This is a genomic window from Streptomyces sp. NPDC021622 (assembly GCF_040640795.1).
In the GTDB taxonomy this organism is placed as follows: domain Bacteria; phylum Actinomycetota; class Actinomycetes; order Streptomycetales; family Streptomycetaceae; genus Streptomyces.
This window is the reverse complement of the sequence record NZ_JBFACK010000003.1, coordinates 198,427-225,377: the sequence shown is the minus strand read 5'-3', so window position 1 is coordinate 225,377 and position 26,951 is coordinate 198,427. Positions and strand designations below refer to the sequence as shown.

At 70.6% G+C, this 26,951-nt stretch carries 25 protein-coding genes, 1 tRNA gene and 1 pseudogene; 20 read left to right on the top strand and 7 right to left on the bottom strand.

The window, feature by feature from the left end; translation table 11 throughout:
• The first annotated feature begins 15 nt into the window (after positions 1-15).
• From AB0G47_RS08455 to AB0G47_RS08410, 10 genes are all read left to right on the top strand, one after another.
• On the top strand, positions 16-267 hold the full coding sequence (locus AB0G47_RS08455; RefSeq protein WP_360765588.1) for an acyl carrier protein: 252 nt from the start codon (positions 16-18) through the stop codon (positions 265-267).
• 5 nt (positions 268-272) lie between these two features.
• Entirely contained in the window at positions 273-1,157 is an 885-nt protein-coding gene (locus tag AB0G47_RS08450) for a cyclopropane-fatty-acyl-phospholipid synthase family protein (protein WP_360765585.1), read from the top strand.
• Positions 1,158-2,507 carry an FAD-binding oxidoreductase gene (locus tag AB0G47_RS08445; RefSeq protein WP_360765581.1) on the top strand — a complete coding sequence of 450 codons (1,350 nt, stop codon included), beginning with the start codon at positions 1,158-1,160 and terminating at the stop codon, positions 2,505-2,507.
• Positions 2,504-3,520: an SDR family oxidoreductase gene (locus tag AB0G47_RS08440; protein ID WP_360765578.1), complete on the top strand. Its 1,017-nt coding sequence runs from the start codon at positions 2,504-2,506 to the stop codon at positions 3,518-3,520. The genes AB0G47_RS08445 and AB0G47_RS08440 overlap by 4 nt, the downstream gene beginning before the upstream one ends.
• Positions 3,521-3,546: 26 nt before the next feature.
• Positions 3,547-4,545: an SDR family NAD(P)-dependent oxidoreductase gene (locus tag AB0G47_RS08435; RefSeq protein ID WP_360765575.1), complete on the top strand. Its 999-nt coding sequence runs from the start codon at positions 3,547-3,549 to the stop codon at positions 4,543-4,545.
• The gene (locus AB0G47_RS08430) at positions 4,542-5,552 is read left to right on the top strand and encodes an acyl-CoA desaturase (RefSeq protein ID WP_360765572.1); all 1,011 of its coding nucleotides are present in this window, start codon (positions 4,542-4,544) and stop codon (positions 5,550-5,552) included. The genes AB0G47_RS08435 and AB0G47_RS08430 overlap by 4 nt, the downstream gene beginning before the upstream one ends.
• Before the next feature lie 8 nt (positions 5,553-5,560).
• Positions 5,561-7,258: an AMP-binding protein gene (locus AB0G47_RS08425; protein ID WP_360765570.1), complete on the top strand. Its 1,698-nt coding sequence runs from the start codon at positions 5,561-5,563 to the stop codon at positions 7,256-7,258.
• A gap of 38 nt (positions 7,259-7,296) precedes the next feature.
• The gene (locus tag AB0G47_RS08420) at positions 7,297-8,373 is read left to right on the top strand and encodes a histidinol-phosphate transaminase (protein ID WP_360765568.1); all 1,077 of its coding nucleotides are present in this window, start codon (positions 7,297-7,299) and stop codon (positions 8,371-8,373) included.
• 212 nt (positions 8,374-8,585) lie between these two features.
• Positions 8,586-9,230, top strand: coding sequence for a hemerythrin domain-containing protein (locus AB0G47_RS08415; protein WP_360765565.1), 645 nt, complete (start codon positions 8,586-8,588; stop codon positions 9,228-9,230).
• Positions 9,231-9,273: 43 nt separating this feature from the next.
• Complete coding sequence (locus AB0G47_RS08410) at positions 9,274-9,966, top strand: alpha/beta hydrolase (RefSeq protein ID WP_360765563.1); 693 nt, start codon at positions 9,274-9,276, stop codon at positions 9,964-9,966.
• Positions 9,967-10,012: 46 nt separating this feature from the next.
• On the opposite strand, the gene sigJ is transcribed toward AB0G47_RS08410, so the two are convergent.
• Positions 10,013-10,972 (bottom strand): RNA polymerase sigma factor SigJ, encoded by a 960-nt coding sequence (gene sigJ / locus AB0G47_RS08405; RefSeq protein WP_360765560.1) that lies wholly within the window; start codon positions 10,970-10,972, stop codon positions 10,013-10,015.
• A 122-nt stretch (positions 10,973-11,094) separates the two neighbouring features.
• Between sigJ and AB0G47_RS08400 the strand changes: the two genes are divergently transcribed.
• Positions 11,095-11,481 carry a DoxX family protein gene (locus AB0G47_RS08400; RefSeq protein WP_360765557.1) on the top strand — a complete coding sequence of 129 codons (387 nt, stop codon included), beginning with the start codon at positions 11,095-11,097 and terminating at the stop codon, positions 11,479-11,481.
• A 68-nt stretch (positions 11,482-11,549) separates the two neighbouring features.
• Here AB0G47_RS08400 and AB0G47_RS08395 read toward each other — a convergent pair.
• Positions 11,550-11,622 (bottom strand) — tRNA-Arg (locus AB0G47_RS08395).
• A 306-nt stretch (positions 11,623-11,928) separates the two neighbouring features.
• On the opposite strand from AB0G47_RS08395, the gene AB0G47_RS08390 reads away from it, so the two are divergent.
• From AB0G47_RS08390 to AB0G47_RS08370, 5 genes are all read left to right on the top strand, one after another.
• Positions 11,929-13,578 (top strand): dynamin family protein, encoded by a 1,650-nt coding sequence (locus AB0G47_RS08390; RefSeq protein ID WP_360765555.1) that lies wholly within the window; start codon positions 11,929-11,931, stop codon positions 13,576-13,578.
• A gap of 5 nt (positions 13,579-13,583) precedes the next feature.
• On the top strand, positions 13,584-15,455 hold the full coding sequence (locus AB0G47_RS08385; protein WP_360765552.1) for a GTPase: 1,872 nt from the start codon (positions 13,584-13,586) through the stop codon (positions 15,453-15,455).
• A 164-nt stretch (positions 15,456-15,619) separates the two neighbouring features.
• Positions 15,620-16,039 (top strand): single-stranded DNA-binding protein, encoded by a 420-nt coding sequence (locus AB0G47_RS08380; RefSeq protein ID WP_266866842.1) that lies wholly within the window; start codon positions 15,620-15,622, stop codon positions 16,037-16,039.
• A gap of 386 nt (positions 16,040-16,425) precedes the next feature.
• Positions 16,426-17,787: a Cys-Gln thioester bond-forming surface protein gene (locus tag AB0G47_RS08375; protein WP_360766540.1), complete on the top strand. Its 1,362-nt coding sequence runs from the start codon at positions 16,426-16,428 to the stop codon at positions 17,785-17,787.
• 231 nt (positions 17,788-18,018) lie between these two features.
• Positions 18,019-18,429 carry a hypothetical protein gene (locus tag AB0G47_RS08370; protein ID WP_360765549.1) on the top strand — a complete coding sequence of 137 codons (411 nt, stop codon included), beginning with the start codon at positions 18,019-18,021 and terminating at the stop codon, positions 18,427-18,429.
• Positions 18,430-18,544: 115 nt separating this feature from the next.
• On the opposite strand, the gene AB0G47_RS08365 is transcribed toward AB0G47_RS08370, so the two are convergent.
• Positions 18,545-19,012: a hypothetical protein gene (locus tag AB0G47_RS08365; RefSeq protein ID WP_360765546.1), complete on the bottom strand. Its 468-nt coding sequence runs from the start codon at positions 19,010-19,012 to the stop codon at positions 18,545-18,547.
• 217 nt (positions 19,013-19,229) lie between these two features.
• Here AB0G47_RS08365 and ettA point away from each other — a divergent pair, with 217 nt between their 5' ends.
• Genes ettA through AB0G47_RS08350 form a run of 3 tightly spaced genes read left to right on the top strand, consistent with a single transcriptional unit; the run spans position 19,230 to position 22,013 of the window.
• A complete protein-coding gene (gene ettA / locus AB0G47_RS08360) occupies positions 19,230-20,894 on the top strand; it encodes an energy-dependent translational throttle protein EttA (protein WP_360765544.1) in 1,665 nt (554 codons plus the stop codon).
• A 19-nt stretch (positions 20,895-20,913) separates the two neighbouring features.
• Entirely contained in the window at positions 20,914-21,351 is a 438-nt protein-coding gene (locus tag AB0G47_RS08355) for a thioesterase family protein (RefSeq protein WP_360765541.1), read from the top strand.
• Complete coding sequence (locus tag AB0G47_RS08350) at positions 21,348-22,013, top strand: hypothetical protein (protein WP_360765539.1); 666 nt, start codon at positions 21,348-21,350, stop codon at positions 22,011-22,013. The genes AB0G47_RS08355 and AB0G47_RS08350 overlap by 4 nt, the downstream gene beginning before the upstream one ends.
• A 211-nt stretch (positions 22,014-22,224) precedes the next feature.
• Here AB0G47_RS08350 and AB0G47_RS08345 read toward each other — a convergent pair.
• Both AB0G47_RS08345 and AB0G47_RS08340 read right to left on the bottom strand, forming a co-directional pair.
• Positions 22,225-22,604, bottom strand: a pseudogene (locus AB0G47_RS08345) (ABC transporter permease); the annotation flags it as partial.
• Between the two features lie 129 nt (positions 22,605-22,733).
• Entirely contained in the window at positions 22,734-23,147 is a 414-nt protein-coding gene (locus AB0G47_RS08340) for a globin (protein WP_360765537.1), read from the bottom strand.
• Positions 23,148-23,248: 101 nt separating this feature from the next.
• Between AB0G47_RS08340 and AB0G47_RS08335 the strand changes: the two genes are divergently transcribed.
• Positions 23,249-24,220, top strand: coding sequence for a methyltransferase domain-containing protein (locus tag AB0G47_RS08335; protein ID WP_360765535.1), 972 nt, complete (start codon positions 23,249-23,251; stop codon positions 24,218-24,220).
• An 8-nt stretch (positions 24,221-24,228) separates the two neighbouring features.
• Here AB0G47_RS08335 and AB0G47_RS08330 read toward each other — a convergent pair whose 3' ends face one another.
• Both AB0G47_RS08330 and AB0G47_RS08325 read right to left on the bottom strand, forming a co-directional pair.
• Entirely contained in the window at positions 24,229-25,485 is a 1,257-nt protein-coding gene (locus AB0G47_RS08330; RefSeq protein ID WP_360765532.1) for an FHA domain-containing protein, read from the bottom strand.
• Positions 25,486-25,566: 81 nt separating this feature from the next.
• Positions 25,567-26,910 (bottom strand): VWA domain-containing protein, encoded by a 1,344-nt coding sequence (locus AB0G47_RS08325; RefSeq protein WP_360765529.1) that lies wholly within the window; start codon positions 26,908-26,910, stop codon positions 25,567-25,569.
• Positions 26,911-26,951 lie beyond the last annotated feature (41 nt).

Below are 26,951 nucleotides of genomic sequence, written 5' to 3'. Positions count from 1 at the left end.
GAGAAGGGAATTCCCGTGATCACAGTTGACACGGTGTGCCGGCTCATCGAGAAGAAGCTGGGAAGCAAGGCCGCGGCGCTGACGCTCGACGCGGACACGGTCTTCGACTCCGTGGGTCTTTCGAGCCTGCAGATCGCCGACATCGTCTACACGATCGAGGACGACGCGGGCATCGAACTCGACTCCGCCGACGCCGCCAACGTAAAGACCGTCGGGGACCTGGTGGAACTCGTCACGGCTGCCCGGTCCGCCCGCGCCGAGGCCTGAGCGCCATGAATCCAGGGGCCACCGCCGAGGCCATCAGGCATCACTACGACATCTCGAACGACTTCTACGGTCTGTGGCTCGACGACTCCCTCACGTACACCTGTGCGTTGTGGGACGACGCCGGCACCGGTGGGTCCGGCGGCGAGCGCGAGACCCTGGAAGGCGCCCAGGCCCGCAAGCTCGACCACCTCATCGAAGGGGCGCGTGCCGCGGGCGCACGCCGCGTGCTCGATGTGGGCTGCGGCTGGGGAAGCCTGCTGAAGCGCCTTGTGCAGATCTACGGCGTGGAGCACGCCGTGGGTCTCACCCTCAGCGACAGCCAGGCCGATCTGATCCGCGCGGCCGGACTGCCCAACACCGAGCTGCGGGTGGAGAACTGGCTCGACCACCAGCCGGACGGCGGCTACGACGCGATCATCTCCATCGGCGCGTTCGAGCACTTCGCGAAGACCGGGCTCTCCAGGGCCGCCCGCGTCGCCGCCTACCGCGAATTCTTCGAGCGCTGCTACGCCTGGCTGCCGCCCCGCGGCCGGATCGCGCTGCAGACCAACATCAAGGGCAACAACACCGTGATGGACAAGGCCACCGTGCGTGAGCTGATGTTCATCATCGAGACGATCTTCCCGGAGTCCGAGATACCGGCGCTCTCCGAGGTGATCGAGGCCGGCGAGAAGCTCTTCGACGTCGTCTCCCTGCGCAACGACCCGGACCACTACAGCCGTACGTGCGCGGAATGGCTGCGGCGGCTCACCGAGAACCGGGAGCAGGCCGTGCGCAGCGCGGGCGAGGAGCACGTCGCGAACTACGAGCGGTATCTGGGCGCGAGCGTCAGGCACTTCAGCAATCGCCACCTGGGGCTCGCACGGATCATCCTCGAAAAGGGGCGTTAGATGAGCACCCCTCCAAAGCAGCTGCCCGGCACCCCGAAGCACGTCGTCTACTGGCACGAGACCGAACAGGTCACGCCCGAACCGCCGTTGCGGCAGGACGCCGAATGCGACGTCTGCATCATCGGCGGCGGCTACACCGGCCTGTGGACGGCGCTCTTCCTCCAGGAGGCCGAGCCCGCGCTCGACATCCGTATCGTCGAGGCCGAGCACTCCGGACACGGCGCTTCGGGCCGGGCGGACGGCTTTGTCACGCCGACCGTCGGCAAGGACATCCGCGCCCTGGTCAAGGAGTTCGGCACCCGGCGCACCCTCGAGGCCTCGCAGGCCGTCGGCAGGTCGATCCTGGAGATCGGCCGCTTCACCCGGCGCAACAAGATCGACGCCGAGTACGAGGCCAACGACTACCTGATGGTCGCCACCGACCCCGGTCAGCTCAAGCGGCTGCGCGAGGACCGTGACCTCGCCGCCGAGATCGCGGGCCGCGCACAGCCCGAGATCATGACCGCGGCCCAGGCGCGCGAGGTCATCGGCTCACCCGCGATCCAGGGCGCCCTGCGGACCGGCGGAGCCCAGGTCAACCCCTTCAAGCTGGCCCGCGGCCTGGCGCGCGTCGCCAAGGAGCGGGGCATCACGATCCACGACGGCACCCCGGCCCTGCGGGTCGAACCCGGCGTCCGCCCCACCGTCGTCACCCCCGGCGGCAGGATCACCGCGGACAAGGTGGTGGTCGCCGCCAACGCACGGCAGTTCACCTTCCGGCAGTTCCGCGGCAGGACCGTGCCCGTGTGGAGCTACGCGATGGTGAGCGATCCGCTCACCGACGCCCAGCTGGGCCGCATCGACTGGGCGGGACGCGAGGGCCTGGTCGAGGCGAAGACCATGCTCACCTGCGCCCGGTTCACCGCCGACAACCGGCTGCTGTGGGCCGGCGGCACCCCGCTGTACTTCTACGGCCGCGACATGGGCGAGCGCCGTATGTACGAGCCGCGCGTCTACCGCGAACTGCTGCGGGAGTTCCGCCGGTTCTTCCCGATGTGGCACGACGTCGGCTTCCGCTACGCCTACGGCGGCGTCATCGACATGACCCGCGACTACGCCCCGCACTTCGGCTCGCTGCCCGGCGGCAACATCCTTTACGGATACGGCTTCTGCGGCAACGGCATCGCCGCAACGCACACCGGCGGCAAGGTCCTGCGGGACCTGGTGCTCGGCAAGGACACCGACTGGACCCGGCTCCTGTACGTGGACGACGCACGGCGCGGGCAGCGCACCTACCCGCCCGAGCCGCTGCTCTACGCGGGCGCCCGCGCCACCACCCGCCTTTTGCAGTGGAAGGAGTCGAGAGCATGAGCGTGCGCCGAACCGTGCTGCTGACCGGAGCCTCCGGGGTGGTGGGCCAGGCCGTCCTGCGGGAGGCGCGCAGCGGCGCCGTCCGGATCATCGCCCTGTGCCGGGGCACGTCCGCCGCGGTGCCCGAGGGAGCCGACGCCGTGGTGCACGGCGACATCTCCCGGGACCGCTTCGGCCTCGACGAGGAGAGCCACGCCGCGCTGGCCCGCGAGGTGGACACCGTCATCCACTCGGCGGGGCTCACCGAATGGGGCCTGCCGGCCGACCGCTATCTGCCGGTCAACGTAGAAGGCACCCGGCAGGTCGCCGACTTCGCCCGCCGCGCCGGGGCGACCGTCCACTTCATGAGCACGGCGTTCGTCGCGGCACTCGCGGTGAACGCCCCGCACCGGCTCGGCGCGGGCAACGTGACGGCGAACTACGTCCGCTCCAAGCTGCGCGCGGAACAACTCCTGCGCGACAGCGGTCTCCCGCACACCGTGTTCCGCCCCACGAACCTCGTCGGCGACTCGCTGACCGGCTGGACATCGCGCGGCCAGATCGTGCAGCTGATGTCGGACTGGATCTGCCGCGGGCGTGCGCCCTTCATCCCCGTGCACGAAGGCAACCGCATCGACGTCGTACCGCAGGACCTGCTCGCCAAGGCGGTGCTCGGAGCCGTCCAACTAGGTGATGACCAGGGCGAGTTCTGGGTCACGTACGGCGAACAGGCCATGGACATGACCGCGGCGCTCGAGGTGTGCGCCAAGCACGCCGCGAACCTCGGCCGGGCCCTGACCCCGCCGCCGGTCGTCGACCCGGACGGCATCGACCCGGACCGGCTGCGCGAACTGCCGCCGCTCGCACAGTCGTATCTGACGGTCCTGCGCGACGTCAGCGAGACGACGCGGTGCAGCGGCGGCGTGCTGCCGACTTCGCTGCCCGAGCTGAGCGAACGCCACGGCCTCGCCCCCGTCGCCGACACCGACGCGTACCGGCGGACGCTCGAGTACGCATCCACCCACCTCGGTTAGTCCCGTAGTCCCGAAAGGACAGCAGAGTGAACCTGGACGTGAACGAGGACTGGAAGCCGCCCCGGCTCGACGGGAAGATCGCGGTGGTCACCGGCGCAAGCAGGGGAGTGGGCCGCGGCATCGCGCTCGCCCTGGGCAGCGCGGGCGCGACGGTCTACGTCACCGGCCGCAGCACCCGCTCCGAAGGCCGCACCGAAGACCTGCCCGGCACCGTCGACGACACGGCGGACGAGGTCACCGCACGCTCGGGCACCGGCATCGCGGTGCGCTGCGACCACACGTCACCGGCGGACAACCAGGCGCTCGCCGACCTGATCAGGGACCGCCACGGACGCATCGACCTCCTTGTCAACAACGCCTGGGGCGGCTACGAACGGTCTGGCGAGGTCCGCTTCGACGCCCCGTTCTGGGACCAGCCCATGTGGCGCTACGACCTGTGCGAGGGCTCCCTGCGCGCCCAGTACGACGTCACGCGGGTCCTGGCCGGCCTGATGCTTCCGCAGCGCGCGGGGCTGATCGTCGGCATCGGATTCACCGACGGCGACATCTACCTGGGCCAGGCGGCGTACGACGTCTTCAAGTCGGCGTCCGACCGGCTCAGCCGGGCCTTCGCCGCCGACCTGCGCAAGCACGCCGTCGCCGCGCTCTCCCTGCACCCCGGCTTCGTCCGCACCGAGCGCGTCGAGGCCGCCTGGGAGGCACTCGGCTCCGGGCCCGCCGCGGTGGTCCACTCGCCGGAGTACGTGGGCCGTGCGGTCGTCGAACTGGCCGCCGATCCACAGGTGTTGGAGCGCTCCGGGCAGATCGTCTCCACCGGTGACCTCGCCGCCGAGTACGGCTTCAGCGACATCGACGGGCGGCGGCCGCCGACCTTCCGGCTCGAAGGACGGATGACGCTCGCCACCCGGATGGACCGGCTCAACCGGGCCGTCGCCGCGGGGAAAAGGGAAGTCGCCGCGGGAAAGAGGGAAGTCGCCGCGGGAAAGAAGGAAGTCGCCGCGGGAAACAGGGAAGAGGAGAAATGAACGGCAAAGAACACCGCTGGTTCGTGCTCGCGGCATCCGTCATTCCGCTGCTCGCGCTGCCCGCCGCCATGGTCCTGCTGTGGAACAGCGTCTTCGGCTGGACCGATCTGGTCGTCCTCGTGGTCATGTACGCCGTATCGGGCCTCGGGATATCCGTCGGCTACCACCGGCTGCTCACCCACCGCGCGTTCGAGACGCGCGGGCCGATCCGGGTCGCCCTGGCCACCGCGGGCGTCCTCGCCGGGCAGGGCCCGCCGATCATCTGGGCATCCCACCACCGCAAGCACCACCGGGTCGCCGACAAGGAGGGCGACCCGCACAGCCCGCACCTGGACTTCGAACCGGGCTTCAAGGGCGCCATCGCCGGCATGTGGCACGCGCACCTGGGCTGGCTCTTCGACGAGAACCTCGCGTCCGACCCCATGCGCTACTGCCCCGACCTGGTCCGCGAGAAGCCCCTGCGCTGGCTCAGCGAGCACTTCGCCGCGGTGGTCGCGGCGGGCGTCGTCCTGGCGGGCCTGCTGTCCTTCGCCCTGTCCGGCGGCTCCTTCGAGGCGTTCCTCACCGGCATGCTCTGGGGCGGGCTCGTCCGCATCTTCCTCATCAACCACGTGACGTACGCGGTCAATTCGATCGGCCACTACTTCGGCCGCCGGCGCTTCTCCACGACCGACGAGTCCCGCAACGTCGCCTGGCTCGCCCTGCCGTCCTTCGGCGAGGCCTGGCACAACAATCACCATGCCTTCCCCCGCTCGGCACGGCACGGCATGAAGTGGTACGAGGCCGACCTCAGCGCCGTCTTCATCTGGGGCCTGGAGAAGACCGGCCTCGCCTGGAAGGTCATCCGCATCGACCCCGAGCGGATGACGATGCGGGAGGCCGGGATCAGCCGGGTCAGCGGCAGCACCGTCGGCGAACAGGAACTCCTGGCAGGACAGCAGAAGATCGTGCCCCTGGCGGAACGCCCGGGAGGCACCGGCGACCTCTCTCTCGTGGATGTGGAGTGATCACGGCCATGGGCAACACCGACACTCGGATACGCACTCACATAGGTCTCTGGGACTCCCTGATCCACGGATCGACGCACGGCGCGCTGTACCACTGGGACGGCGACCGCTACGCCCGCACCACCTGGCGCGAGGTCGTCGCCGACGCGCACGGCATGGCCGCGACACTGCGGGCGGCCGGCGTGGGCCCGGGCACCCGCGTCGCCACCGTCCTGACCAACTCCGCCGACTGCGTACGGGGATTGCTCGCCGTCTGGCTCGCAGGGGGCGCCGTCGCCTCACTCCCCCTCCCCTCCCGTGGCCAGACCCTGGAGGAGTACGGCAGCCTGCTCGAATCCCTCACCGCGCGCCTCGACCCGACGCTGGTCCTGGTGGACGCGCAGCTCGAGCCCCTCGTCCCCGAGGGACTCCGCGCCGACCTGCCCGTACTGAGCTGGTCCGCCCTGCACGGCCCGGGCCGCATCGAGCCGAGCCCGCCGGGTCTCGACGACGTCGCGTACATCCAGTACTCGTCGGGCAGCACCGGCGGGGCGAAGGGCTGCACGCTCACTCCGCGCGCCATCGCCGCCCAGCTGGGCCTGATCCTCGACATGACGGGGGGCAGGCCCGGCGCCGAGGTCATCGCCTCCTGGATGCCGCTCTCGCACGACATGGGCGTCTTCGGCCTGATGCTCTACTCCTGGGCCTTCGACTACGACTTCGTCATGTCGACGCCGGAGCGCTTCGGCATGGCCCCCCGCTCGTGGTTCCGGGACATGTCGGAGTTCGGGGCGACCATGACCGGGGGCACCACCACGGCGCTGTACCTCGCGTCCCGGGCACAGGGACGCTCGGCCCTGGCCCGCGAACTCGCCCTGCGGGTCTGCGTGGTGGGCGCGGAGCGCGTCGACGCGGAGGTGCTTGCCGGCGTGAGCGACACCTTCGCCGCGTCCGGCCTCACCCCGTCCGCCTTCATGCCCGCCTACGGCATGGCGGAGGCGACACTCGCCGTCAGCGCGACCGGGTGGGCCGACGCACCCCGCGTACGCGGCTTCGACGCGTCCGCCCTCATCGAGGGCAAGATCGTCGACCTGGCCGAGGACGACCCCGGGGCGGTCCGCCTGGTCTCCAACGGGGCGCCGCTGCCCGGCGTCGGCGTGACCATGGAGCACCCCGATGAGGTCTCGCAGCTCCTGGTCACATCGCCCAGCCTGGCCACCGGCTACCACGCGGACCCGGAGCGGACCGCGGAGCGCTTCCGTGACGGAGTGCTGCGCACCGGGGACCACGGGTTCGTCCGCGACGGAGAGGTGTACTTCGTGGGCCGGGCCGACGACCTCGTATCCGTCGGCGGCCGCAATGTCTACACGAGCGAGATCGAGGCGGCGGTCGAGGCGCTCGGCCCCGTACGCAAGGGCTGCTCGGCGCTGGTGGACGTGGCGGGCGCGGGTGCGGGTGGGGGAGCGGGCATGTCGGGCGGGAGCCCCTCCGAGCTGGTCCTCCTCCTCGAACCGGCCCGCAAGAGCGACGACTTCCAGCTGATCGCGGACCGGGCCGCCGAACTGGCCAGGGAGAAGTCCGGGATCGCGCTGTCCGAATGCGTCTTCGTCGAGCGCGGCTGCCTGCCCAGGACGCCCAGCGGCAAGATCCAGCGTTTCCGCTGCCGCTCGATGCTCACACGGGACACCTCAAGCCTCAAGATCATCTCCCGCGTACGGCTCGGCTGACGCACCGCCTGCCGGGACAAGGAAGGAATGAACCACCCATGAGCCAGGCACAGTTGCTGCCCACGGACTACTTCTCCGACACGGAGGTCATCGGCCGCGAGGACCATCTGCGGCTGCACCTCAACGAGAACCCGTACGGCGCGCCGCCCGGCGCCATAGCCGCGGTGCACAGCGAGGCGGACAACCACCTCAACTGCTACCCCGACAGCGAGTGCCGCGAGCTGCTGGCGGCACTGGCGACCCACTTCGACGTACCCGCAGACATGATCACGGTGGGCAACGGCACCGACGAACTGGTCCTGCTGACCTCCATGACGTTCCTGCGCTCGCCCGACTCCTCGGTGGCCATCACCGAAACGACCTTCCCCGGCTATCTCCTCTCGGCGAGGTCGGTGGGCGCCGAACCGCGCACCGTGCCCCTGCGGGACGCGGCGGTGCCGGCCGACGGGATCGCCGCGGCACTGCGCGACGGCGTGGACCTGGCCTGGGTCTGCAACCCGCTCAACCCGACGGGCACGGCCCTCTCCGCGACAGACATCGAGCTCCTCATGGACACGGCGGAGGAGACGGGAGCCGTACTCGTCCTGGACGAGGCGTACATGGACTTCGCGGGCCCGGAGCACGACGTCGCCCTGGCCGCGGTCCGTTCGGGCCGCAGGGTCCTGGTGACCCGGACGTTCTCCAAGGCGTGGGGTCTGGCATCGGTGCGCGTGGGAGTCGTGATGGGCCCGCGGGACCTGGTGTCCCGCATCAAGGAGACAGGTTCCGCACTGCCGTTCAACGTCACGCGGTCGGCACAGCGGGCGGTCCTGAGCGCCCTGGCACGCCCCGCATACGTGGACCGGGTACGCGAAGCCAACCGCGAGGCCCGCGACCTGCTCTGCAAGTCCCTGGAGTCCCTCGGCGTGGAGTACGTCCCTTCGGTCACCAACTTCGTCTTCCTGACGACGCCGGAGGACCACCCGGACCTGGCGGCCCGCCTCGCGACGGAACACCGCATCCTCGTCCGGGATCTGACGGCGTTCGGCCTGCCCGGGAAGCTGCGCATCTCCGTGGGGACGAGGGCGGACGTCGAACGCCTGACGACGGCGATGACGGAGGTGCTGCGGCACTGAGGGAGGTGCTGCGGCACTGAGGGGCGGACTGCGCCGGCGGGCGGGGCGGCGCCGACCGTCACCGAGATCTGCCGATTCCCCACAAGTCCCCTGATACCAAGGCAGGATGGCTTCCTCCGCCCACCCCACTCCATCCCTCACCCCATCCTCCACCCCATCCTCCACCCCATCCTCCACCCCATCCTCCACCCATCCCCCCCCAGAGGATTCGAATGACGAACCAGCCCATCGCCTCCCTGCCCAAGGGGCACCAGACCATGGTGCTCGCGCACCGGGCCATGGTGCGGGACCTGGACCGCATCGCGAGCTCGGCGGACGGCCTGACCCGGTCGGCGGACCCCGCGCGCGCCGCGGCCCTGCGGGACTACAGCGACAAGATCTACCAAGTGATCGAGCACCACCACGAGGGCGAGGACACCTTCCTCTGGCCCCGCCTGCGCGAACTCGGCGCGGACGAGTCGGCGCTGGCCCTGATGGTCACCGAGCACGAGGAACTGTCCGAGGTGCTGCACGCCTGGCACCGTGCCTGCGAACGCCTGGACACGGACTCCGAGGCGGCGGCGGAAGTGGCCAAGCGCACGGCGGAGGTGCGCGATCACCTCTCCCGCCACACGGCGGACGAGGAGCAGGAACTGCTTGGCCGCCTGGCCCCGGCCCTGGGCGACCGCCTCTGGAAGCAGTACGGAACACACATGCGCAAGACGGCACCGGGCTGGACCCTGCGCTTCATGCCGGCCTGGCTGGCCTCGGTGGCGGGCCCCGAAGACAAGGGCGGAGTCCCCGCCCCACCGGTGGCCCTGCTGTTCCGCGGCTGGCTCCAGAAGACTCAACAGGCGGCTTTCGGCGAGGCGTCCTGACGAACGGGCCGAAACGGCCCAACTCCCGAGCTATACATGGGGAATGGCAACCTTCGTACTCATCCACGGCGGCGGCGACAGCGGCTGGGCCTGGCATCTCCTCGAAGCCGAACTGCGCGCCCGGGGCCACGAGACCGTCGCCCCGGACCTGCCGTCGGACCAGCCGTCGGCGGGGCTCGGCGATTACGCCGATGCGGTCGTCGAGGCCGTCGGTGAGACCGTCGGTGAGGCCGTCGGCGAGAGGCAGAATCCCGTGGTCGTCGTCGGGCATTCCTACGGGGCCTTCACCGCGCCGCTGGTGGCCGAGCGGCTCCGGGCCGGCGTGCTGGTCCTGCTGGCCGGAATGATCCCGGCGCCGGGCGAACGTCCGGACGACTGGTGGGAGTCGACAGGCTGCAACGAGGCCCGTGAAACGGCGGGCCTGGCGGCCATCGAGGACCCTTTCGAGAGCTTCTACCACGACGTTCCGCGCGGCTTGGCCGAGGAGTCCATGCGCAGGGAGCGGGGGGAATCCTCCCGGGCGGGCAGCGAGCCCTGGCCGCTCCCGGCCTGGCCGGACGTACCCACGAAGTTCATCATCTGCAAGGACGACCACTTCTTCCCGCCCGAGTTCTTCCGCGACCTCGCACGAGCGCGCCTCGGCATCACGCCCGACGAGATCGGCGGCGGTCACTGCGTCGCGCTCAGCAGGCCGAAGGAACTGGCGGACCTGCTGGCCGGGTACGTCAAGGGGTGACCGCCGGGCTGACGACGCCCAGTTCGTGGCGAGTCCCGGCGAGAGGCTACTCCACCGGCAGTCGCCCGATCCCGGACACCGGCCCGAGATGGCCGATCTTGTCGGGGTTCGAAACGGAGTGGATCGCCCGGACCACGCCGTCGGAGATGTCGAGTTCGACCACACTGGCGACGAGCCCTTCGGCGTCGTACGTCACCGCGCCCGGTCGCCCGTTGACCCGGGCCGGCCGGAGGGCGGCGCCGAGCTTCCTGACCCGGCGGACCCCGCCGACGAACAGCTGTCCGACGCGCCGCGGCTCGGTCACCGGGTTCCTGGTCGCCCGCGCCTTGCCGCCGCCGTCCCCGTGGAACACCACTTCAGGCGCGAGCATGCTGAGCAGCGCGTCCAGGTCACCGCTCTCGGCGGCCGCGAAGAACCTACGGGCGAGCTCCTCACCCTCCGCCCGCCGCGCCGGGGCCGGCGCGCTGCCGGCATCCGGCGCCCCGGCGGCGATGCGCTTCCTCGCCCGGGCGAATATCTGCCGGCAGTTCGCCTCGGACTTGCCGGTGCTGCTCGCCACGTCCGGATAGCCGTACCCGAACACCTCGCGCAGCATGAACACCGCGCGCTCCACGGGGGAGAGGGTCTCAAGGAGCACGAGGAACGCCATGGACAGCGAGTCGGCCAGCTCGGCGTGCTCGGCAGGACCGGGCTGCTCGGCGGTCACGACGACCGGCTCGGGCAGCCAGTTCCCCACGTAGGTCTCGCGCCGCACCCGCGCCGAACTCAGGTAGTTGATCCCGAGCCGCGTCACCGCGGTGGTCAAGTACGCCTTCGGGGCGGCGATCGCGGTACCTGCCTGATGCGCCCGGGTCAGCCCGAGGAAGGCATCCTGCACGATGTCCTCGGCGTCGCCCACCGACCCGGTCATCCCGTAGGCGATGGAGAACATCAACGCCCGATAGCCACCCGCGTCGGCCCCATCCATCACGCCCGCCCCATCCATCACATCCGTTGATCCCGGCACGGCCCCCAACCCTCCTCAGTGAGACGCACATCACACCCCCCACCGTCACAGCTTGCCGGGGTGCCCTGTCTTAGAGGAGCAACAGCGAACAACCGGCCCGACAACCCTGCAAGGACAAAGCCATGAACCTCGCCCTGTGGATCGTTACCGGACTGCTCGCCGTCGCCTACCTGCTCGGCGGCGGCTTCAAGGTGATCACGCCGAAGGAGAAGATAGCCGCCACTGGGGCCAGCGCGAGGTGGGTCGAAGATTTCAGCGAAGGCGGCGTCAAGGCCATCGGGGCCGTAGAGGTCCTGGCCGCAGTGGGCCTGATCCTGCCCGCGGTACTGGACATCGCCCCGATCCTGGTCCCGCTGGCGGCTGTCGGCCTGGTGCTGCTGATGATCGGGGCGGCGACAGTCCGCATCCGCCGCCACGAGAACAAGCTGGTGGCGGTGGACCTGATCTATGTGGCCCTGGCCGCTTTCGTGGCCTGGGGCCGCTTCGGCCCCGAGTCCTTCGTGGGCTGACCTGGGGGGGCATCGAGGCCTGACCCGGGGGCGGCATCGAGAACCGTCAGGGCGCCTTCGCGCAAAAGCGCCCCCGGCAGGACTCGAACCTGCGGCCAAGCGCTTAGAAGGCGCCTGCTCTATCCACTGAGCTACGGGGGCCGGGTGGTGGCCGGTGGCCTGGAGCCCGGGTGGGACGAGCCGTGACCTTGCCGGGGACAAGGATAGGGCTCCGGGGTCCTTGTCCCTGGTGCTTCGCCTCCGCGGCACTATGTGGAGGTTCGGTGAAGCGGTCCTGATAATCGCAGGCAGGTACGAATCCTGCATCGCTTTTGGCGTCTCGCGCCCCGGGTGTTGTGCACTCGTTATGCCTGCGCCCCAGTCGCCCCTTCCGTCCCCTGTGTCCGATCGGCGCGCAGGGACGTCCATATGCTTCAGAAAGCTGCCAAAATTGGGCATTCTTCGCATGTGGTGACCTTGGACGTACCGCCTCAACTGCTCGACGCACTCTCCGCCCTGCGCGAGCGTGTCGCCGCCGCACGCTTTCCGCTCCCCCTCGCGGGGGCGCCACGCGCGCGTGCCAACCGCGACGAGCTACTCGCGCAGCTCGACGACTACTTGGTGCCCCGGTTGCGGGCCCCCGAAGCGCCGCTGCTCGCGGTGATCGGGGGGTCCACCGGAGCGGGAAAATCGACGCTCCTGAACTCTCTGGTCGGGCGGCAGGTCAGCCAGGCCGGGGTGCTGCGGCCGACCACCCGTACGCCCGTCCTCGTATGCCATCCGGAGGACCATCACTGGTTCGCCGGGATGCGCGTACTGCCCGACCTCACGCGCGTGTGGGTGCCCCGGCCGGAACCCGCCGACGGAGGGGAGGAGGCCGACGGCGACGCCGACGATCTCCTCGCGCCGCTCGGGGCGGACGGTGAGCGCGCGCTGCGCATCGAGACCGTGGAGACCCTGCCCAAGGGGCTCGCGCTCCTCGACGCGCCCGACATCGACTCGCTCATCTCCGAGAACCGCATCCTCGCCGCCGAGCTGATCTCCGCGGCCGATGTCTGGGTCATGGTGACGACCGCGTCCCGGTACGCCGACGCGGTGCCCTGGCATCTGCTGCGTACCGCCAAGGAGCATGACGCGACGCTCGTCACCGTCCTCGACCGGGTGCCGCACCAGCTGGTGACCGAGGTCTCGCGGCAGTACGCGGCGCTGCTCACCAAGGCGGGCCTGGGCGACGTGCCGCTGTTCACCGTGCCCGAGCTGCCCGAGTCCGCCGGCAGCGGAGGGTTGCTTCCGGTCACCGCCGTCGCGTCCCTGCGCGCCTGGCTCACCCACCGGTCACAGGAGCCCAGGGCCCGTTTGCATGCGATCGCACGGACCGCGCGCGGCGTCATCCAGTCCCTCGACGTACGGCTGCCGGAGCTCGCCGGAGCCGTCGCCGCGCAGTACGCGGCCGCCCTGCGGCTCACCTCCGCCGTCGACGAGGCGTACGAGAGCGAGCACGCGCGCGTGCGGGGGCGGTTGCAGGACGGGGCGGTGCTCGCCGGAGGCGCCCTGAAGTGCTGGCGCAGCTACCCCCTGGACTGCGGTGCCGGGGAGCTGCTCGACGCCGTCGGCGAGAGTCTGGAGGCGCTGCTGCTGTGCGCGGTGACCGCTGCCGACGAGCGGATCGACGACGCGTGGCGGCGCGAGCCGGCCGCCGGCGCCCCCGGGCTCATGGACCGCGTCCGTGTCCCCGAGAGTGCGGAGGACCGCATCGGCATGGCGGTGCGGCGCTGGCGGCGCGTCCTTGAGGAGTACGCCGAGGACGAGGTCCGAGGGCTCGACAGGCTGGAGAAGAACCTCGTCCCCGACCCCGAGTCGGTGGCCGCCCTGCTCGCCACCGCCCTGCTCGGCGGGCGCCGCGGCCGTTCGGCGGGCGAGACGCTCGCCGAACGGATCGGCGCCCAAGGCGCGCTCCGGCTGCGGGACCGGGGCGGGCGCCTGCTGACCAGCTACCTCGACACCGTCCTCGGCGCGGAACGGGAGCGACGCCTCGCCCCCCTCGACGCCCTCGACGTGAACCCCGAACCCCAGGCCGAACTGATCGCCGCGCTGTCCGTACTGCAGAAGGAGAGGTGACCGCGGTGACTGCCGTCACGGATCACACCGAGCACGAGCACGAGCATGAGCGCGAGCACGAGCACGAGCACGACGAGCGTTCCGAAGGGGCCGCGGAGACGGGGGCCTCGGGGGACGCGGGCCGCGGCTCCGAAAGCGTGTGGGACGACGGGCTCATCGCCCGCCGCGGCCCCGAACGGGGGGCGGACAGCGCCACCGAGGGGTACGTCCCGACGGACACGGGGTCTTCCGGAACCAGATCGTCCGCCGCTCAGACGTCCGGCACGTCGACCGCGTACGACGGGCCCCTGCGCGCCCGGCTCGACGCCCTGCGGGAACTCGTCGGGCTCTCCCGCACCCGCCTCGACAGCGCCACCCTCGCCGAGGCGGGCCGGGTGCTCGACGAGGCGGCCGCCCGGCGCAGGCTCTCCGACCGGCACACCGTAGTCGCCGTCGCGGGCGCCACCGGCAGCGGCAAGTCGACGCTGTTCAACGCCCTTGCCGGGGTGACGATCTCGGAGGCCGGGGTGCGCAGACCGACCACCGCGGCGCCCATCGGCTGCAGCTGGACCGACGGCGCGGCGCCCCTCCTCGACCGGCTCGGCATCCCCGGGCGGCTGCGCAGACGTCCGCTCCAGGGGCCCGACGCGAAGACGCTGCAGGGGCTCGTCCTGATCGACCTGCCGGACCACGACTCGGCGGTCGCCGAGCACCGCGAGCACGTGGACCGGATCCTCGGGCTCGTCGACGCGGTCATCTGGGTCGTCGACCCCGAGAAGTACGCCGACGCCATGCTGCACGAGCGCTATCTGCGGCCCATGGCGGGCCACGCCGAGGTCACCTTCGTCGTGCTCAACCAGGTGGACCGGCTGCCGGGTGAGGCCGCCGACCTGGTGCTCGACGATCTGCGGCGGCTGCTCGACGAGGACGGCATCGCACTGGGCGAGCACGGCGAACCCGGTGCCACCGTGCTCGCGCTGTCCGCCCTGACCGGCGAGGGGATCGGTGAACTGCGCGAGTCCCTCGGCCAGTTCACCCAGGAGCGCAGGGCCGCAGCCCGGCGGATCGAGGCCGATCTGGACGCCGCGGCCGACCGGTTGTGGACGGTGTACGCGGCCGGTCCTTACGGTGGGCGGGGCACGCGGCGCATCGGGCTCAGCGAGGAGGCGCGCGACGAGTTCGCCGACCGGCTCGCGGACGCGGTGGGCGCGGCGGCCGCCGGGCAGGCGGCGGAACGGGCCTGGCTGCGCAACGCGGGCAAGGCGTGCGGCACGCCGTGGCTGCGCATTTGGCGTTGGTACGAGGCGCACCGCTCGCCTCGGTACGTCGGCTGGCCGGTGCCGGACCCCCCGCCGGACGAGGAGGTCACGGCCCGCCAGCGGGTCGAGAACGCCGTACGTATGGTGGCCGACGAGGCGGCGTCGGGGCTGCCCACGCCCTGGGGGCAGGCCGTGCGGGAGGCGGCCGTGCGCGGGGCGGAGGGGCTGCCGGAGGCGCTGGACGAGCTGACCGCGAAGGCCGGGGTGCCGAAGGGGCGGCCGCCGCGGCCCGGCTGGTGGCCGGTCGCGGTGTTCGCGCAGGCTGCGATGACGCTGCTCCAAGTCCTCGGCGGGCTCTGGCTGGTGGCGCAGATCATCGGCGTCGCCTCACCGAATCTGGGGGTGCCGGTGCTGCTGATGCTGGCGGGCATCGTGGGTGGTCCGGGCGTGGAGTGGGCGAGCCGGATGGCGGCGCGGGGGCCGGCGCGGCGCTACGGCCTGGACGCGGAACGAAGACTGCGGGAGGCGGCCGCCGGGTGCGGGCGCGCGCGGGTGCTCGATCCGGTGGCGGCGGAGCTGCTGCGGTACCTGGAGGTGCGGGAGCAGTACGTGCGGGTGACGGGGGCGGGCGTGGGGTGAACGGAGGGCGGCTGGGCCCTGGTTGGCCCTCGGTCGGGTGAGGGAGTTATCCACAACCGGCCGGTAGACCACAGGGCTCAGCGGGCTGCTCCCGACGCGTGCACTCTGAGATCACAGCCGCGCAGGCGGACTGGAGTGGAGTGGACGAGGGAGGGGTTCGGATCATGAACGAGACCTTGGTGACGGTGGTGGGGAATGTCGCGACGACGCCCGTGTTCCGGGAACTGGCCTCCGGACCGGTGTCACGGTTCCGGCTCGCGGTGACCTCGCGGCACTACGACGCCGTGCAGAAAGTCTGGGCCGACGGGCACACCAACTTCTTCACGGTGTGGGCCAGGCGATCGCTCGGGACGAATGTGCAGGCGTCCCTGACGATCGGTGAACCGGTCGTCGTGCAGGGGAGGTTGAAGGTGCGCGACGAGGAGCGGGGTGGTCAGCACTGGACGTCGGCGGACATCGACGCGACGACGGTCGGCCACGATCTCTCGCGCGGCACGGCGGCGTTCCGGCGCGTGCTCAAGGCGAACCCGGCGCTCACGGATCCGGCGTCGGCGCGCGAGGCGGAGCCCGAACCGGTGGGGTGATGGTCCGTCAGTGCCGGGGTCGAGGTGGGCGACCGATGTGCGGCTTATCGGCGAATGGGTGCCGTTGATTTGTCGATAAGCCCAGCCCAGCAGGCGTGTTGGCGATAACGATTCCGATTCGGATCGGTTATCGAATGGCACTACTGGGGATCGTGGTCTGCCGCGTATCTAGGATGCCGGACGTAGCTCACGGGGCAGTTGGCAGTGGATGCCACGCAGGTGGCAGGTGATTCTGCCCCTTTCAACCGGCTGGCGGGACCACCCCCCTCGATGTGAACGGGTCCCGTCCGGAGGGGAATTCTGTGTCTTTTGCGCGTTCTGTTTTCTCTGCGGGCTCCGCGTGCACCGAGCCGTCGCGCAGACGGGGCACGTCCCGCGTCGCCGCGCTGACCTTGGCGACCGGGCTCCTGGCGGCGGGCGCGATAGCCGGCGCGGGTGCGGCCGCGGCGGACGAGGTCCCTCAGCACCAGGGGGGCGCCACCGCGACGCTGGGCGGGCTTCAGACGTACGACCAGGCCGTCATCCGTGACGGCGGCACGAGCCAGCAGGTCCCCGCCGGACTCTTCGAGATGTCGGTGGACGGCGGCGGCACCCTGCAGAGCTACTGCATCGACATCCACAACCCGACGCAGAAGGACGCCAAGTACCAGGAGACCCCCTGGAGCGGCACTTCGCTGAACGGCAACAAGGACGCGGGCCGCATCCGCTGGATCCTGCAGAACTCCTACCCGCAGGTGAACGACCTCGCCGCGCTCGCGCGAAAGGCCGGCGCGCGGACGCTCACCGAGCAGTCGGCGGCGGCCGGCACCCAGGTGGCGATCTGGCGCTACTCGGACGGCGCCGACGTGGACGCGGTCGACCCGCAGGCCGAGAAGCTCGCGGACTACCTCTACAAGAGCGCCCGCGCCACGACGGAGCCCAAGGCGTCCCTGACGCTCGACCCGCCCGCGGTCTCCGGTCGCGCGGGGGAGCGGCTCGGTCCGGTCACCGTGCGCACCGACGCGGACGCCGTGTCCGTGACGCCGCCCGCCGACTCCGCGGTCAGCGGCGTCAAGATCGTCGGCAAGAACGGCAAGCCCGTCACGTCTGCGGCCAACGGCAGCCAGTTGTTCTTCGACGTCCCCAAGGACACCCCGGACGGCTCGGCGGCGCTCACCGTCCAGGCGACGACCACGGTGCCGGTCGGCAGGGCCTTCGCCTCCGAGACAAGGAGCCAGACGCAGATCCTGGCGGGCTCCAGTGAGTCCACGGTCTCCGCGACGGCGAGCGCGTCCTGGGCGAAGAAGGGCGCGATACCCGCCCTGTCGGCGGAGAAGAACTGCGCCAAGAGCGGCGTGGACATCACGGCGAGCAACAAGGGCGACCAGCCGTTCACCTTCCGCCTCATGGGCTTCAAGCACACCATCGAGGCGGGTACGTCGCGGACGGTGACGATCCCGCTGCAGGAGGACCAGCCCTACGACTTCACGATCAAGGGGCCGAACGGCTTCGAGAAGCGCTTCAAGGGCGTACTCGACTGCCGCACCGAGGGCAGCACGATCGGCAACAAGACCCAGCCCCTCCCCGACCCGAGCCCCGCGTCGGCGGGCGGCAGCACGGGCGGCAACGACCTCGCGGCGACCGGCGGCTCCAGCGCGACGCCGATGATCGCCGGGATAGCGGTGGTCATGGTGGTGCTGGGCGGCGCGGCGATGTTCCTCCTGCGCAAGAAGAAGGACCCGGCACAGGCGCCGACCGACGAGCAGTAAACGCAGGGCAGTTGGGGCGCGTCGCAAGCATGGCGGCGCGCCCTTTGCGTTGCCTGCTGACAGCGGCGGATTCCCCCTGTCAGCCGCTGTCAGCCGCTGTCAGCCGCTGTCAGTGCGCTGTGGGCGTGGTGTCAGGACCCCCCGGCAGAGTCTTGCTCATCAACAAAGCAAGCCCCCGCCGGGAAGCCCCAACAGGGTCCGCCCAAAAATTGATTGAAGGAGCACACCACCATGCCCGCCATCACCCTGACCGACCAGGACAAGCTCACCCTCCGCACCGCCGCCTACGGAGCCATCTCGCTCCTGGCCGCCGCCGACGCGGCCGGCTCCCCCCACAAGATCGCCACCCAGGGCTCCATAGCCCTGGCCTCAGCGACGGGCCCCGTCGGCTACGTCCTCGCCGAGAACTCCAAGGTCGGCGACCTCGGCGGCAAGTCGGTGGCCGAACTCGCCGACACGGTCCTGCCCGCCCTGACGGCAGCCACGACCCTCCTCAAGAAGCAGGACCCGGCAGAGGCCGACAACTTCCGCGGCATCATCACCATCGCCCTCGAAACGGCCGCCCAGGCCCGCAAGGGCGGCCCCAGCCCCACCATGACCGACATGACCCGCAAGATCACGGCAGCCATCGACGCCGCGTGACGGGAACGGGCGGGCCGGAACCCTCCGGCCCGGACTGGACGGCCGGGCCCACCCCGGCCGTCCATGGGCTGCCCAAGGTGGCCCGGCGTCGACCGATAGCCGTCAGCTCGACGGTCTAGCGCAGGGCGTCCAGGTCGGCTCTCATTCTGGTCCTCAGTGCCTGGCGCGCCTCGGTGAGGGCATCCCACACAGGTCGGATCGCCACATCACTCTCGTTCGCTTCTTCACTCTCGTTCGCTGCTTCGATCACGGCGTCCCTGTATGCGGTCAAGCGACTGGCGACCTGGTTGGACAGCTCCTCTATCTCCGGTGGCCCTACCAAGGAGACCCGATGCTGGATGGGGTAGACCTGGGAATCCCGGAGGGCGTCCCGCGCCATGGCGATGCGCTCGTCTCTCGGCAGTTCACGCCACCGGCTCGCATGCCATATCTGCTCGCGAGCAGAGAGGACAGCGGCGAGGTAGTCGGCGTAGAGAGCTGTGCGTCGATCTCTCTCGTGGCGGTGCTCTTCACGCCTCCAGCGGCCTCGCTCCACGGTCCAGCCGGAAGCGACGGCGATGCCTCCGCCGATCAGTGCACTCACAGGTGCAGCCCAGTCCACCCGGTGAACGTATCCATTGCGGCAGCGCTTGTAGAGGGATCCGGCTGACCGGTGATGACAGTCGGTGGCAGGTCGACTACCCAAGCGGTCAGTGAACGTCCAGGTCACGGGCCCCGGACCATACTGGTTTCCTCCGGGAGGTAGCCGTCAGGCAAGATGGGGTGTATCTGCCCACTCACTGATTGCCGGACGGTTTCTCTTGGCTGAGTACATCTACACCATGCGCAAGACGCGCAAGGCGCACGGCGACAAGGTGATCCTCGATGACGTCACCTTGAGCTTCCTTCCTGGCGCGAAGATCGGTGTCGTGGGCCCCAACGGCGCCGGTAAGTCCACGGTGCTGAAGATCATGGCCGGTCTTGAGCAGCCGTCCAACGGTGACGCCTTCCTCTCGCCCGGTTACAGCGTCGGCATCCTCATGCAGGAGCCGCACCTCGACGAGTCGAAGACCGTTCTTGAGAACGTCCAGGACGGCGCCGCCGAGATCATGGGCAAGCTCAAGCGCTTCAACGAGGTCGCCGAGCTCATGGCCACCGACTACTCCGACGCGCTCATGGAAGAGATGGGCAAGCTTCAGGAGGATCTCGATCACGCCAACGCGTGGGATCTCGATGCCCAGCTCGAGCAGGCCATGGACGCGCTCGGCTGCCCGCCCGGCGACTGGCCCGTCACCAACCTCTCCGGTGGTGAGAAGCGCCGCGTCGCGCTCTGCAAGCTCCTCATCGAGGCGCCCGACCTGCTCCTCCTCGACGAGCCCACCAACCACCTCGACGCCGAGTCGGTGAACTGGCTGGAGCAGCACCTCTCCAAGTACGCCGGCGCCGTTGTCGCGGTCACCCACGACCGGTACTTCCTGGACAACGTCGCCGAGTGGATCCTCGAGCTCGACCGCGGCCGCGCCCACCCCTACGAGGGCAACTACTCCACGTACCTGGAGAAGAAGGCCGCCCGTCTCAAGGTCGAGGGGCAGAAGGACGCCAAGCGCGCCAAGCGGCTCAAGGAAGAGCTCGAGTGGGTGCGGTCCAACGCCAAGGGGCGTCAGGCCAAGTCCAAGGCGCGTCTGGCGCGCTACGAGGAGATGGCCGCCGAGGCGGACAAGATGCGGAAGCTGGACTTCGAGGAGATCCAGATTCCGCCGGGTCCGCGGCTGGGATCGATTGTCGTCGAGGTCGAGAATCTGTCGAAGGCCTTTGGCGACAAGGTGCTCGTCGATGATCTGAGCTTCTCGCTGCCTCGCAACGGCATCGTCGGCATCATCGGTCCGAACGGTGCGGGCAAGACCACGCTGTTCAAGATGATCCAGGGCCTGGAGACGCCGGACTCCGGCAGCATCAAGGTCGGCGACACGGTCAAGGTCTCGTACGTCGACCAGGGCCGCGCCAACATCGACCCGAAGAAGACGCTCTGGGCCGTCGTGAGCGACGAGCTCGACTACATCAATGTCGGGCAGGTCGAGATGCCCTCGCGGGCGTATGTGAGCGCGTTCGGGTTCAAGGGGCCTGACCAGCAGAAGCCTGCCGGTGTGCTCTCCGGTGGTGAGCGCAACCGTCTCAACCTGGCGCTGACCCTCAAGGAGGGCGGCAACCTGCTCCTCCTCGACGAGCCGACGAACGACCTCGACGTCGAGACTCTGTCGTCGCTCGAGAACGCGCTCCTGGAGTTCCCGGGTGCGGCTGTGGTCATCTCCCACGACCGGTGGTTCCTCGACAGGGTCGCCACGCACATCCTCGCTTACGAGGGTGACTCCAAGTGGTACTGGTTCGAGGGCAACTTCGAGTCGTACGAGAAGAACAAGATCGACCGCCTGGGTGCCGACGCCGTGCGTCCGCACCGTGCCACCTACAAGAAGCTCACCCGAGGCTGAGACTGAGGCTGAGACTGACATGAGTCGGCATATCTACAGCTGCCCCCTCCGGTGGTCGGACATGGATGCCTTCGGGCACGTCAACAACGCTGTCTTCCTGCGGTACTTGGAAGAGGCGCGGATCGACTTCATGTTCCGGCTCGCACCGGGGGACGGCAGCCCGTCGTTCTCGGGCGGGTCCGTCGTGGCCCGTCATGAGATCGACTACGTACGGCCGTTGGTCCACCGGCACGCGCCGGTGACCATCGAGTCGTGGGTGACGAAGATAGGCGCTGCCTCGCTCACCATCGCGTACGAGGTCAAGGACCCCGACCAGGTGTATGTGCGGGCCTCGACGATCGTCGTCCCGTTCAACCTGGAGGCGCAGCGGCCCCGGCGGATCACCGCCGAGGAGCGTGCGGTGCTCGAGGGGTACATGGACGACAGCGCCGGTGGTGCGGAGGCGCTCGTCGCATGACGGCGCAGCTGCACTTCGCCGATGCCGGGGAGGCGGCGGACCTCGCCGCCTTTCTGGCGCGGCTGATCCACTACGACAAGGCCGCGGCGGTGCGGCTGCAGGCGGCGAGGGAGACCCTCGCCGTGTTCGGGCGGCCGCCGTCGTTCGAGGTGCTCGCGATTCGTACGGCGCGGCTTGCCAAGCCGTACGAGTACGGGCTCGACACCTCGATGGATGTCACTGTCTCCGCGGGTGAGCTGCTGGAGTCCGTGGATCCCGCGGGTTCCGCGGGTGTGCCGGAGGCCGTCACGGGGCCGCCGTGGGCCGGGGTGCTTCCGCCTCGCGGGGGCTGGCGGTCGGAGGCGGGGCTGCCGGGGATGGGTGAGCTGCGGGGCCTTGTTGCTGCCGCCGTCGCTGAATTCAAGGCTCGGGTGGAGGAGTTGCCGGCGGAGCGGCGGGTTCGGGCCGAGCTGGATCAGGTGGGGCGGGAGATCTGGTCCCGGTCCATTGGGGATACGGGGCTTCCTGTGCGGGCCGCGCATGCCGCGCAGGCCTTGGGCTTTTTGCGGGGGGAGTCGCTGGACCTGCTGTCCAGCGGGGCGTGGCTTCGGTTGCGTACGTCTTATGGGTCTGTTGCTGTGCGGCGGGCCGGTGTCGGGGGGCTTTCCGTCTCGCCGGTGTAGGGCGTTGCTGGGCCTCTTGCTTGAGCGGTGCTCGGCAGTGGGGCGTTGCTGCCCACCCTTCCCCAAGCTCTCGTCTTCGCTCGAGCAGGGGAGACCCCACTCGCCGTGCGGAACGCCTGCCCACAACGCGGACAGCTGCCAGTACGCCGTGCCCCGCGAGCAGCCCGGTCAGCGGGCCTGCCAGCAGCGGCGCGAGCACCGCGGCGGGCAGGGAGCCGGGGCCGAGCTTGAGCCGGGCGGCTGCGGCCTCGGGGAGCGCGACCTCGACCGGGCCGCCCTTTGCGTACGAGGAGGGCCAACTCCCCTTCGTCAGACGGATCCTGGAGCGGTCGAGCGCCGCGAAGTGCGTGAGGTCGGGCTCGCCGCCCTGCCGCGCGCCCGGCAGCGCGTACGGCCCCCGAACGGGCCAGCGGGCCAGCGGGCCTGCGCGGCGGAGCGGGTGCGGAGACTGTGCCGCAGCGCCGCGTCGCCGATCGAGCCGGAGAACGCGGTGAGCGTGGCGAGGACCGCTGTGGTGAGGAGCACGGCGAGCAGCGCGGCGGCCAGCAGCAGCCGGTGTGCGCGCACGCGCAGAAATATGAACCCCGTCACACCCGGTCGCCCCCCCTCGTGCCCGCACCGCGCCTTACGCCGTACATCCCCGGTTTCCAGAGGGCAGGCAGTTGCGGAAGGGGTCAGAGGGGGCCGGATCCAGTCAGACCGCCGGATGCAGGCCGGGGCTCAGCCCTCGGAGTTGACCATGGACGCCGCCGCGTACGTCAGGTAGTTCCACAGCGTCCGCTCGTGCTCCTCGGAGAGCTTCAGCTCCTCGACGGCGGTTCGCATGTGCTTCAGCCAGGCGTCGTGCGCGGCCCGGTCGACGGTGAACGGGGCGTGCCGCATGCGCAGCCGGGGGTGGCCGCGGTTGTCGCTGTAGGTGCGCGGGCCGCCCCAGTACTGCATCAGGAACAGCGCGAGACGCTCCTCGGCCGGGCCCAGATCCTCCTCCGGGTACATCGGCCGCAGCAGCGGGTCCTCCGAAACCCCCTGGTAGAAGAGGTGCACCAGGCGCCTGAAGGTCTCCTCGCCGCCGACCTGTTCGTAGAAGGTCTGCTCCTGAAGCGTGCCGCGCGGGATCTCATTCACATGGTCCATGCTCTCAGACGGGGCGGCCGAGTACGGAAGACTTAGGCCCTGACCATCGCGGAGGGTGCCTGCCGCTCGCATCGCGGGCCGTACGGCAGCACAGTTGCTGTATGGCATCCGAAGCCGAAACCCCGCTCGCCGCGCGGGCCAGGGTCGCCCTGGTGCGCGAGATCGAGGCGAGCGGTGCCTGTGCCGGGGATCCGGCGCTGCTGACGGCGTTCACGCAGGTCCCGCGCCATCTGTTCGTGCCGTACTACTACGTGGCGGCGCAGGGCGGCGGCTATGAACGCCTCTGGGGCGAGGACCCCGACCCCCTGCGCAGGGCGCGCTGGCTGGACGGTGCGTACGCGGACACCCCGCTCGCCACCCGCGTACGCGACGGAGAGCTGCTCTCGTCCAGCAGCCAGCCCTCCCTGATGGCGAAGATGCTGGAGGAGCTCGCGCTGCCGCCGGACGGCTGCGACGTCCTGGAGATCGGCGCGGGCACCGGCTACAACGCCGCCCTGCTCGCCCACCGGCTCGGCGACGAGCACATCACCACCGTCGATCTCGACCCGGAGATCACCGAGTCCGCACGGCGGCATCTGGCGGCCGCCGGCTACCACCCGGCCGTGGTCACCGGCGACGGCGCCGCGGGCTGCCCCGAGCGCGCCCCGTACGACCGGATCATCGCGACCTGCACCCTGAGCTCGGTGCCGCGCGCCTGGCTGGCCCAGTGCAGGCCGGGCGCCCGCGTCCTCGCGCCGCTTGCGACCGGTCTGATCACGCTGACGGTGCGGGACGCCGAGCACGCCGAGGGGCGCTTCCTGCACACTCCCGCGTACTTCGTGCCACTGCGGGGCGGCAGCACAAGGGCCCCGCAGGAGCAGCCGCTGGGCGGGCTGCCCCGCAGGGCCCTGCAGAACGAGCTGTTCCGCTTCTTGCTCGAGCTGACCGCGGGCACCCTCGACCCTTACGAGGCGCTCGCCCTGTGGCAGCGCGAGGGCCGGCCGGTGCGCGAGCGGTACGGCGTCAGCGTGAGCGGTCCGCACGAGTGGGCCTGGCTGGACGATCCCGAAGGGCCGTACGCCTGGCCACTCTGATCCTGTGCCTAGCCGTGCCTGATCGTGATCGTCGTCCAGGCGCCCACATGCACCTGGTCGCCGTCCTGGAGCGGCACGGGGACGAACGGCTGGATGGGCTCCTCGCCGTTGTTGACCGTCGTGCCGTTGGTCGAGTTCTGGTCGACGACCGCCCAGGTGCCGTCCGGCTGCTGGACCAGGACCGCGTGCTGGTGCGAAACCCCCGGGTCCTCCGGCGGCACCGACAGGTCGATGTCCGGGGTGTCGCCCGTGGAGTGGCGGCGGCGGCCGATCGTGATCTGGTTGCCGACCAGCGGACGCTGCTGCTCGGGCGAGTACGCGGGCAGGTTCAGGCCCGATGCCTCGGGGCCGCTGCGGTGCATCATCGCCATGAAGTACTCGCGGTCGGGGCCGATCGTCGCCGTCCAGGAGACGGTGCCGACACCGGGCCCGGGAACCGACTGGAAACCCTGCGGCGGCTGCGGCGCCTGCGTCTGGGGAGCCTGCTGGCCCCAGTCGCCCTGCTCGGGAGCCTGCGGGGCCGCCGGAGCGCCGGGGCCGGGGGCCGCCGACGAGGGCGGCGAGAGCACCCAGTCGTCGCCGAACGACGGGCCGGGAGCACCGGGTCCCGGCGGAGGCGGCGGGGTGCCGGTCTCCTGCGGGAACGCGGGCGGCGCGGGCGGACCCTGCTGCTGGAACGGCTGCGGGGGCTGACCCGAGGGGTCGCCGCCGTTGAAGGGCGGCGGTACGGGCGCCTCGCCGCCGTACGGCGGGGGGACCTGCCCCGAGCCGTTGCCGCCGTTGCCGAACGGCGGGATCGGCTCGGCGGGGCGGTTCATCTGCGAGGGCCGCGAGCCCTGGTACCCGAAGGGGTCCTGACCCGGCTGGGCGCCCGCGGGGGGCGCCGGCGGGCCCTGCTGCTGGAACTGCTGGGCCGGGTTCACCGGCGGGTGCGGGGCGGCCGGGGTGTACGAGGTCGCCGTGTTCGTCAGGAAGTTCCAGCGGCACTCCTCGCAGAACGGCGCCATCGCCTCGCGGGGCGTGCGGCACTGCGGGCACAGCTCGGCCTCGCCACCCTGGTCCGGCACGGCGGCCAGATGCGGGCGTCCGGGGCCGGGCTGCGGGAAGCCGGGGTCCTGGCCGGGGCCCGGCGGCGGATAGCCGTAGCCGGGAGCTCCCGGGGGCGGCGGCGGGGGAGGCGGCGGCACGGCACCGGCCATGCGGTGACCGCAGACCTCGCACCAGTCGTCGGAACCCGACTGGTGTCCGTTCGGGCAGGTCGGCATGTCGGCGCTTCCCCCTCTCCTTCTCCGGCCCGAGGGCCGTACGTGCTGTTTGGTGGGGCTGATGGCTAAGAGCTGATGCTGCTACTTCTTCACGCGAACGGTCTTCGTGGACCGCGTCTCGAGAGTCATCTCGTCGGCCTCGGCGACCCTCGCCTTCAATCGAACAGTACCTGCCACGGCATCCACCACGTCGACCACCTTCGAAAGCAGCTTGGCGGTGTCCGTGTTCCCCGATGCGCTCGCGAGCTGAACGGCGCGGCCCAGTTTGGCCGTTGCTCCGTCGACATCTCCCGATTTGCGCGCATCGAGGCCCTGCTGGATCACTTGTGCCAGTTCCGCCTGGCCCGTGTAGTGCGCCACCTGCGGATTGATCGACGTCGACGCCGCCATGTCGTCCGTCCACACCGCCCGCACCAGGCCCTGCGACAGCGTCTGGGCGCTGCCGTCCGGCTGCGGCACGATCAGCGAGACGCGGGCCGCGAGCATCTCCTGGCCGAGCTCGGCGTTCGGCACCTCGACACAGATGTGGTAGTCGCGGGACTCGTCGCCCCAAGACCCGGTGGGATAGTCCCCGGCGCGCGGTCCCGCCTCCGTGCGGCGGTCGGTCAACTCCTCGACCGTGGGCGCCACTTGCTTGACGAACTTGATCTCCACGCCCACCGGCGTCCACAGCCGCAGACTGACGTCGGCGACCTCCTTGCCCATCGCCGCCTCCATCATCTGCGTGAAGTCGGCGGACAGGCCCGAGGGGTCGGCGACGATGTCGGCCGTGCCGAGCAGCGCGGAGGCGATGCCCGTGACCTCCTTCACCTCCCAGTCCGTGCCGACGCCGCGGGCGTCGCAGGTGAAGCGGCCCGCGCAGGAGTCGAGCGCGGCCTTCAGGTCCCCGGGTGACTCGTGTTCATTGCGGCCGTCGGTCAGCAGGATTCCGTGCCGGATCGATACGTCGGCCGAGGCGAGCAGCCGGTCGGCAAGGCGCAGCCAGGTGCCGATCGCCGTGCCGCCGCCCGCGCTGAGCTTGCGAAGGGCCTGCTTGGCCTCGCCCCGCGTCCGCGCGTCGGCGACCGCGAGCCGGCCGTCTCCCGGGTAGACCTCCTTGGCGACATGCGTGCCGCCGATCACCGCGAAGTGGACTCCGTCACGTACGGCGTCGATCGCGGCGGACGTGGCGTCCCGGGCGCCGCGCATCTTCGTCGGCGGATAGTCCATCGACCCTGAACAGTCGACCATGATCGCCACGGCCGCGTCCGGGGTCTGCCCCGCCGAGTACAGGTGCGGGGCGCTGACCGCGGAACCGACCGTGCCACCGCCCGTCGAGGTCACCGTGGCGATCGCGTTGACCTCGCGGCCGCCCTCCGGCAGGTACTCGTTCTGATACACGTCGACCGAGAACTGCGGCACGTTCGACTTCGAGAAGTTGGCCATGGATCCCTGCTCCCCCTAGACGTCCCACCCGCTTCCCCAAG